This is a genomic window from Caballeronia sp. M23-90 (genome assembly GCF_053574605.1).
Genome location: NZ_JBSIPA010000327.1, coordinates 1 through 7,626, shown reverse-complemented (window position 1 = coordinate 7,626; position 7,626 = coordinate 1). Strand labels below are relative to the sequence as shown.

The window sequence follows — 7,626 nt, the reverse complement described above, 5'->3', positions numbered from 1 at the left end:
CTCGTCGATATCTCTAATTACGTAATGCTCGAACTTGGCCGTCCGTCGCATGTGTTCGACCTGGACAAGATCCACGGCGGAATCGAAGTGCGCTGGGGCAAGAAGGGCGAGACGCTCAAGCTGCTCATTGCTCGGCGGCCGGCTCGCGAGGCCGGCCTTCCATCAGTAAAACCCGTTGCGAGTTACTTGTTGTTCGCTAGCGAACCGGCGCTGTTCGTGCCGCCAAACAGCGCGGTGAGGTAGCTGGCGTTCATCTGCGAATTCGCCATCAGTGTGTTGAGCGACGTGAACTGATCGTTGTATGCGGTCGTGAGCTGCGCGGTGAGTGCGTCGAGCGCCGTTTGCTTGGTGACCAGCTTCTTGAGGTCGGCGGTGAGCGCGCTCGAGCGTGTCTCCACGATACCGCCCGTCGACAGGAACGACGTCAGGTTGTCGTTCATCTGCGTGCCGACGCCATCGGTGGAATTGAAAAGCTGCGATACCTTCGTCGGATCGCTCTTCAACGCGGCGTTCAGCGCGTCGGCATCGGTCTTGAGCGTGCCGTCCGGCTTGAGCGTGATGCCGATGGACCCAAGGTTGATCGACGATGCCCCTTTGCCGACGCCGCTGCTCAACACGCCGGCAAGCGTATTGCGAATGGTGTTCATCATGGCGTCGCCGAGAAGCGTGCCGCCTTGCGATCCCTTCGGCTGGCTCGAATCGAACGAGGTCAGCGTCTTCACCGTGCCGATGTAGTTGTTGTACGCCGTAACGAAGGCGTTGATGGCGGTTGCCTCGCCCGTCGTATCCTGCGCGACGGTCAGCGTTTGCGTAGTGCCGACCGAGGCTGAATCGAGCGTCATGGATACGCCGCTCAGCGCAGTCGTGATCGTGTTGCTCGCGCTCGTGCCGGCGGTGCCCGCAATCGTGAAGTTCGCATCCTGGCCCGCGACGCTTTGCGACCACTTGCCGGTCGCGGCACTTGTGGCCGAGCCCGTGTAATTGCCGGCCGTTTCCGCGCTGTTCGCCGGCGCGGACACGGTGCCCGAGGTCATGGCCAGATCGTTCAGCGCATCGTCCGGGCCGGCGCCCGCGATCGAAATATTGATCCCGTTGGACACCCCCGTCGACGATGACCGCAGCACCAGGTGCGCGCCGTCCGTGCCATTGACGATCGCCGCGGTGATCCCCGGATTGCCTTTGCCCGAATTAATGGCCGAGGCAATGCCGGCGAGCGTGTTGTTGTTCGAATCCACGTTGATGGACATGCTCTTGCCGCCGACCGACAGTGTCATCGTGCCGGCACCGAGCGTGCTGCCCGCCTTGAACGCGCCCGACGTAACCGATTGCGACGTCGCGATATTCGATACCTGGACCGAATACGATCCTGCCACAGCGCCTTTCGTGCCCTTGGCGGTGATGCCCTTGCCGTCGCCGATTGCGGTGAATGCGGACATCGTCGTGCCGTCGGAAAGCGAGGCGATCGAGCTTTGCAAAAGCGACATTACCGACTTCAACTGACCAAGCGCCGTAAGCTGGGTGTTGTCCGACTTGGTCTTGTTGGTGAGCGCTGCCGTCTGACCCGCCACCTTCGCATTGACGAGGGCGGTGACGAGCGCGTTCACGTCGGTCTTGCTTCCGGTCGAGCCGCTGATGATCGATTGCGCCGCCTGCTGGACGGCGCTGTTCGGATTCACGCTGGATGAAGAGATCGTGCTCATGCATTGCTCCGTTATTTTTGTCGCGCCGCGAATCAGGCAGGAGCCATGCGTTAGTGGCCTTGCTTGATATGACGAACGTGTGAAATTCGACAGACGGACGCAAAAAACAGCTGGCATTCACTCTTTCTGGCCGCGTCAAACGTCGTGTAACGGATTTTAATCCAGCTTACAGTTTACTTGCTATTTTATTCATATAATTAACGTTCAAAGGCATGCGCTCAATTGATTCGATGCTAAAGCCAGTCATGGAAATAGCGATCGACGACCATATACATCGGGAAGTACCAGTTTTCCCGCATGAAAGCGTTGTCCCTTGCCTGCTTTAGCGTCAATTCATCCTGCGTAGTAATTCCGGCAACGCCGTTTTCCATTTTCTCCTTGGCTTTCGCGAATCCGGATCCTTTCGAGGCCGCGGTCGGCCCCGTCATCTGAATCGTGCTTGTGCGGATATCGTTGAAATAGAGATCGCGCCGCGCCGTGTCGCTCTTGAGCGATTTGAAATTGCTCTGGATCATGGCTTTGTAGGTCTTCATCCCCTTGCACCTCGGGTGAGAGGCAATGACCGAATTGCTGATTGCCGGCGTCTGGCCGCCGACCTTGCGCGCCCACCATGCGTCCGATTCCCAGTCGCTTTGGCTGACGCCGTCCTTCCAGGCGTAATTGACGGCCGAGAATCGTGGATACGACTCGTGACAAACGATCGATCCAAGCTTACTTGCGCAGGAGACGTCGGTATCGACATAGACGCCCCCGTACTGCATCAGGATCTCGATTCTCAGGATGTCGCTCGCCGCGCCGAAATTGCCGCCGCGTTCGACCAGCTCCCGGCGGTAGATCGGCGCGGTCTTGCCCATGTTCAGGTCGCGCTCCACCTCCCGCAGCTTGATGCGATTGCTGTTGCAGAAGGCCATGATCGAATTGACCTTCTGCACGCGCATGCCCTGCAATGCTTCACCACGGTAGTTGAGGAATTCCTGCAGGTATTTCATCGTGGCACGATCGTCGCCGTCTTTTCCCACGTGCTCGGCGACCGTTTTCCACTGGTCCGCGCTCACGCCCGCGCCGTTGTTCTGCGCCGTGTAGTGCGCGGTCGCAGCGCGGCGCCGTTCGCCTGTCAGCAACTGTTTTGCATCGATCCAGAGATTGACTTCCCAGTCGGGATTTTTAGCCGGAAAACTTGCGATGCAGTCACGATTGCGTTGCGGGATGTCGTTACCGATCCAGATGATATGCAGCTTCTTGGGTATGGCTTTCACGTCGGATTCCTGAAGTCTGTCGTTCAGGAGAAACACTCAAGCCCCTTGGCATATTCCATTACGCTGGCACCGCAAAAAATGATTTGGAATGAAAATTCCATGTTAAATACAGGTGAAAATTGCGTTGCACTGGCGTGAACGCTCTTCTATGCTTGTCCGTACCAGCGGCCGAAGCGCCGTGGTGAAAAACAAGGAGACAGCCGTGAACAGCATGCAGGCCGATGCCATGACCCCCGAGGCCGTGGTCGAAGCACTTTTGCGCGGTCCCGGCGCGGTTCGCGTTCGAGGAGCGTTCAGCGCAGCGCAGGTCGCGGAGGCGCGCCGTGTCGTGATGGCGCATTCCGACGATCGCGCGCAGACCGTCACGCATTTCCAGGGGCAGGCAGCACAAGAGCAACGGCTGCATTTGCAGCGGCGTGTCTGGAATCTGCTGGCTAAAGGCAGTGTATTTTCAGAGATGGCCGAGCATCCTGTGATCGTTGCAGCAATGCGGCTTTTTCTCGGCGATGACTTCATCATGGGATCGATTGCCGCCAACCGGATTCTGCCGGACGGGCCGGGACAGGAACCGCATATCGATTATCCATACTGGGATTTTCATGCACCCGGCACGTTTCCGGTCGGCATCAACACCAGCTTTCCGCTCAACGCACAAGTCACCATTCCACTCGATCCATTCACGCCGCTGTCCGGCGCGACCGCGTTCGTGCCTCACACGCAGCACGAACTGCGATATCCCGGCGATGGCGATGCATTCTTCGAACGCTGCGAACGGATGGAAGCGGACCCGGGCGACGCGATCGTGTTTTTCGGCGCGACGTGGCACTGCGCGATGCCGAATCACAGCACGCAGGACCGCAGCGCCGTGCTGATCCAGTACCTGCCGAAGTTCGTCAAGCCGATGGAAGACCTGCGCGCGATGGCCGGCGAGGCGTTTGTGAAAAACGCCAGTCCGACGATGCGCCAGTTGCTCGGCCTGAATTTTCCATACCCGCAAAATCTCGACGCCGTCGCTGTCGCGACGAACGCAGAGGGGCGCACGAACGCAGGGCGTTAGGGCGCGGGTTTATCGATTTACCCTTCGGAAAACCGCAGCGCCCGTTCCAAAGCGCCGGCGCTGATCGGTTTGTGGAGATATCCGTCGAACGGTTCGAGGTCATCGTCGCGCAGATCGGTGCGCCCGGTCACCGCGATCACGCATGCGTCACGCGATGCACCGTCTTCGCGCACCTTCCTGCAAAGTTCGCGGCCGTCGGCGTCCGGCAGTTCGATGTCGAAGAAAACCACGTCGAAGCTCTGCGCTTGCGTCAGCTCCAGCGCGGCGCGGCCGTCATACGCCACCTGCACTTTGTGTCCCAGGCCCGAGGCTATTTCGCCAAATGCATCGGCTGAATCTTTATGGTCGTCGATAAAAAGGATATGCACGATTCCCTCGGTATTAAGCGGTTTTTCTGCTCGGAGTTTTCGTCCTGCTGGCAGGTGGGATGAACGAGATCGCGCGTTCACGGTCAAGCTATGCAACGACAATGCCAGGTGACGCCCGCGCAGCCGTGGCGCACGTCCGGCGTATTTGTCTGCGGCGTGCGGGTCATTGTTACAAGCGCGAGAAAAGCAGTTGACAATCGCAGCGCACGCCGCGAGCATGTTTCCGTTGGAAAGTTTTTGAAGCCCCTCTCATCTCCTTGTCCGTGATTCCCTATGAACGAAAGCCGAAAACTCGCAGCGGTTTCCCGGTCGAAGAAAACGCAGTCCGCTGATGTAACGTCCGCGCAAAAGCCCTATCACCATGGTTCGCTCCCCAACGCGCTGCTGGCGGCGGCTGAAACCGTGCTTCGCCATGACGGCATCAGCGGGCTGAGCCTGCGATCCATCGCGCGCGAAGCCGGCGTGTCGCACACGGCGCCCCAACATCATTTCGGCGATACCGCGGGCGTCCTGAGCGAACTCGCAGCAAGCGGCCATCTTCGTCTCACCGAAACCATGGCGAAACACGCGCATGGCCTGCAGCCCGGGCCGCAACGGCGCCGTGCCATTGCGCGCGGCTACGTGAGTTTCGCGGTGACGAACCCGGATTTGTTCCGGCTCATGTCGCGAGCGGAAATGCTCGACAACACGCGTCCATCGCTGGTCGAGGCGCGGCGCGCATCGGCGCTGGCTTTATCCGATGTCACCGATGACACCCCGGAAGCGACGCAGCCACCGCCCAAACTCGATGCCACCCGCGCCGTCGCCATGACCGCCGCTTGGGCTTATGTGCACGGCCTCGCCACCTTGCTTATCGATGGACGCCTGAACGGCCTCGCGCTCGCAGCCGACGGCGTGGAAAGCGCTGACGCGCTGGTCGATGCGACCATCGAACAAATGCGGATTGGGTAGGCGCCGCACTCGCTGATCGACCAGTTCGTCCGTAAAACCCCCTACGGACGAACTGAAATGATAGCGTTACCATCCGTTCACGATACAACCCGGCCTGGGAGAAAAGCTTGGCCCCAAAACGTAAAACCCCAGAAGAACTTCGAAGCTTTCGTTGGTATGGCGTGAATGACCTGCGCTCGTTCGGGCATCGGTCGCGTACCGCGCAAATGGGCTATCACCCGTCCGATTACATGGGCAAACCCGTCATTGCGGTAGTGAACACGTGGAGCGAAATCAACTCGTGCCACACGCACTTCAAGCAGCGCGTGGAAGAGGTCAAGCGCGGCGTCTGGCAAGCCGGCGGCTTCCCGGTCGAAATGCCGGTCATGACGCTTGCCGAGCCGTTCCAGAAACCAACCACCATGCTTTACCGCAACTTCCTCGCGATGGAAACCGAGGAACTGCTGAAGTCGTATCAGTTCGACGGCTGTGTCCTGATGGGCGGTTGCGACAAGACCACGCCCGGCTTGCTGATGGGTGCCATCAGCATGAACTTGCCGACCATCTTCTTGCCCGCCGGCCCAATGCTGCGCGGCAACTGGAACGGCCGGACGCTCGGCAGCGGGTCCGATACCTGGAAATACTGGGCCGAACTTCGCGCCGGGAAAATCACGGAAGAGGAATGGAAGGGCATCGAAAGTGGTATCGCACGCTCGCCGGGCCATTGCATGACGATGGGCACGGCATCGACCATGACCACCGCCACCGAGGCGCTCGGCCTGATCCTGCCGGGGTTTTCATCGATACCCGCTGTCGACTCGCGCCACGCGCAGTTCGCTTCGCTCACTGGCCAGCGGATCGTGGAGATGGTCTGGACGGACCAGAAGCCATCGGACATCCTGACCACCAAATCCTTCGATAACGCCGTCACCACCGTGCTGTCCATGTCGGGATCGACCAACGCGATCGTCCATCTGGTGGCGGTGGCGCGCCGCGCGGGGATCGACCTGACGACGGCGCGCTTCGATGAACTCGCGCGCATCACGCCCGTGCTCGCCAACCTGCGTCCGGCGGGCAAGTACCTGATGGAAGACTTCTTCTACGCAGGCGGTTTGCGCGCGCTGCTCGTGGAGCTGGGAAAGCTGATCGACGGTTCGCAAATGACGGTGAGCGGCACGACGCTCGCGGAGAACATAGAAGGCGCGGAGATCTTCGATACCGACGTCATCCGCAAGCGCGACAACCCGGTCGTGGAACGCGATGGCCTCGCGGTGCTGACCGGCAATCTCGCCCCCGATGGCGCCGTGATCAAACCCGCCGCAATGGAACAGCATCTGCTGAAAGCGCGTGGCCCGGCCGTGGTATTCAAGGATTACGCGGACATGGCGGCGCGCATCGACAACGAAGACCTCGACATCACTGCCGCGTCCGTGATCGTGCTGCAGCACGCAGGACCCGTCGGCGCACCGGGCATGCCGGAGTGGGGCCAGTTGCCGATACCGCAAAAGCTCCTGAAACAAGGCGTGCGCGACATGGTCCGCATCTCCGACGCACGCATGAGCGGCACGAGTTACGGCGCGTGCGTGCTGCATGTGGCGCCTGAATCGTTCGTAGGCGGTCCGCTTGCGTTGGTGCGGGACGGCGACATGATAGAACTCGATGTCCCCGGCCGGCGCCTTCATCTCGATGTCAGCGACGAAGAACTCGCCGCACGCAAGGCTGCATGGAAAGCGCCGAAGCGGCCATTCGAACGCGGGTTCGGCGTGATGCACCAGCTTCATGTCACGCAGGCGAACAAGGGTTGCGACTTCGACTTCCTCGAAGAACCGCTGACGGCATCCACGACGGCCACCGCCTCCACGAACGCCGATCGCGACGAACCCGAGATTCATTAATTTTATTCCGAGTACTGACTAAATGACTTCCTCCGATACCGCCGTCAGCGCCGAAGCGCTGGAACTGTTGCGCCATGTCAGCACGGCGACGCTCACCACGCAGTTGTTCAAGCGCGGCTTGCGCAATGTCTTCCTGCAAGGCGTCGCTCCGCTCGTGAAGCCGGAGCCGGGCGCGCCGAATCTTGTCGGCCCTGCGTTCACGCTGCGCAATATTCCGGCGCGTGAGGACATCGATCACGTGGGGGTGTTTCAGGACCCGGACCATCCACAACGCAAGGCGGTCGAGAGCGCGCCATAGAGAGAAAATTCGCCGTGTCAAGCAAGAAGGACGAAACGAAGAAGGCAGCCGACACGAAATCATCGGGGCGCACGAGCGACGAATTCGTCTTCATGCCGAGCGGCGCTGAGAAAGCACCCAAA

6 protein-coding genes and 2 pseudogenes are annotated in these 7,626 nt (G+C 60.2%); 5 read left to right on the top strand and 3 right to left on the bottom strand.

Going from position 1 to position 7,626, the window contains the following annotated elements; genetic code table 11:
- Window positions 1-126 (top strand): annotated as a pseudogene (locus tag ACRXB1_RS25370) (phenylalanine--tRNA ligase beta subunit-related protein); the annotation flags it as partial.
- Window positions 127-182: 56 nt separating this feature from the next.
- Here the strand turns inward: ACRXB1_RS25370 and fliD are convergent.
- Entirely contained in the window at window positions 183-1,700 is a 1,518-nt protein-coding gene (fliD, locus tag ACRXB1_RS25365) for a flagellar filament capping protein FliD (RefSeq protein ID WP_449493595.1), read from the bottom strand.
- Between the two features lie 233 nt (window positions 1,701-1,933).
- Window positions 1,934-2,956 carry a TcdA/TcdB catalytic glycosyltransferase domain-containing protein gene (locus ACRXB1_RS25360; protein ID WP_449493594.1) on the bottom strand — a complete coding sequence of 341 codons (1,023 nt, stop codon included), beginning with the start codon at window positions 2,954-2,956 and terminating at the stop codon, window positions 1,934-1,936.
- 211 nt (window positions 2,957-3,167) lie between these two features.
- Between ACRXB1_RS25360 and ACRXB1_RS25355 the strand changes: the two genes are divergently transcribed.
- The gene (locus ACRXB1_RS25355; protein WP_449493596.1) at window positions 3,168-4,013 is read left to right on the top strand and encodes a phytanoyl-CoA dioxygenase family protein; all 846 of its coding nucleotides are present in this window, start codon (window positions 3,168-3,170) and stop codon (window positions 4,011-4,013) included.
- A gap of 17 nt (window positions 4,014-4,030) precedes the next feature.
- On the opposite strand, the gene ACRXB1_RS25350 is transcribed toward ACRXB1_RS25355, so the two are convergent.
- Window positions 4,031-4,462 (bottom strand): response regulator, encoded by a 432-nt coding sequence (locus ACRXB1_RS25350; protein WP_375508267.1) that lies wholly within the window; start codon window positions 4,460-4,462, stop codon window positions 4,031-4,033.
- A gap of 192 nt (window positions 4,463-4,654) precedes the next feature.
- Between ACRXB1_RS25350 and ACRXB1_RS25345 the strand changes: the two genes are divergently transcribed.
- From ACRXB1_RS25345 to ACRXB1_RS25335, 3 genes and pseudogenes are all read left to right on the top strand, one after another.
- On the top strand, window positions 4,655-5,332 hold the full coding sequence (locus ACRXB1_RS25345) for a TetR/AcrR family transcriptional regulator (RefSeq protein WP_449493593.1): 678 nt from the start codon (window positions 4,655-4,657) through the stop codon (window positions 5,330-5,332).
- 107 nt (window positions 5,333-5,439) lie between these two features.
- Window positions 5,440-7,206: an L-arabinonate dehydratase gene (araD, locus tag ACRXB1_RS25340; protein ID WP_449493592.1), complete on the top strand. Its 1,767-nt coding sequence runs from the start codon at window positions 5,440-5,442 to the stop codon at window positions 7,204-7,206.
- A 22-nt stretch (window positions 7,207-7,228) separates the two neighbouring features.
- Window positions 7,229-7,501 (top strand): annotated as a pseudogene (locus tag ACRXB1_RS25335) (ribonuclease activity regulator RraA); the annotation flags it as partial.
- Between the last annotated feature and the right edge of the window lie 125 nt (window positions 7,502-7,626).

Coding starts and splice junctions, on each gene's coding strand:
- fliD (WP_449493595.1), bottom strand. CDS start 1,700: ATGAGCACGATCTCTTCATCCAGCGTGAATCCGAACAGCGCCGTCCAG.
- ACRXB1_RS25355 (WP_449493596.1), top strand. CDS start 3,168: ATGCAGGCCGATGCCATGACCCCCGAGGCCGTGGTCGAAGCACTTTTG.
- ACRXB1_RS25345 (WP_449493593.1), top strand. CDS start 4,655: ATGAACGAAAGCCGAAAACTCGCAGCGGTTTCCCGGTCGAAGAAAACG.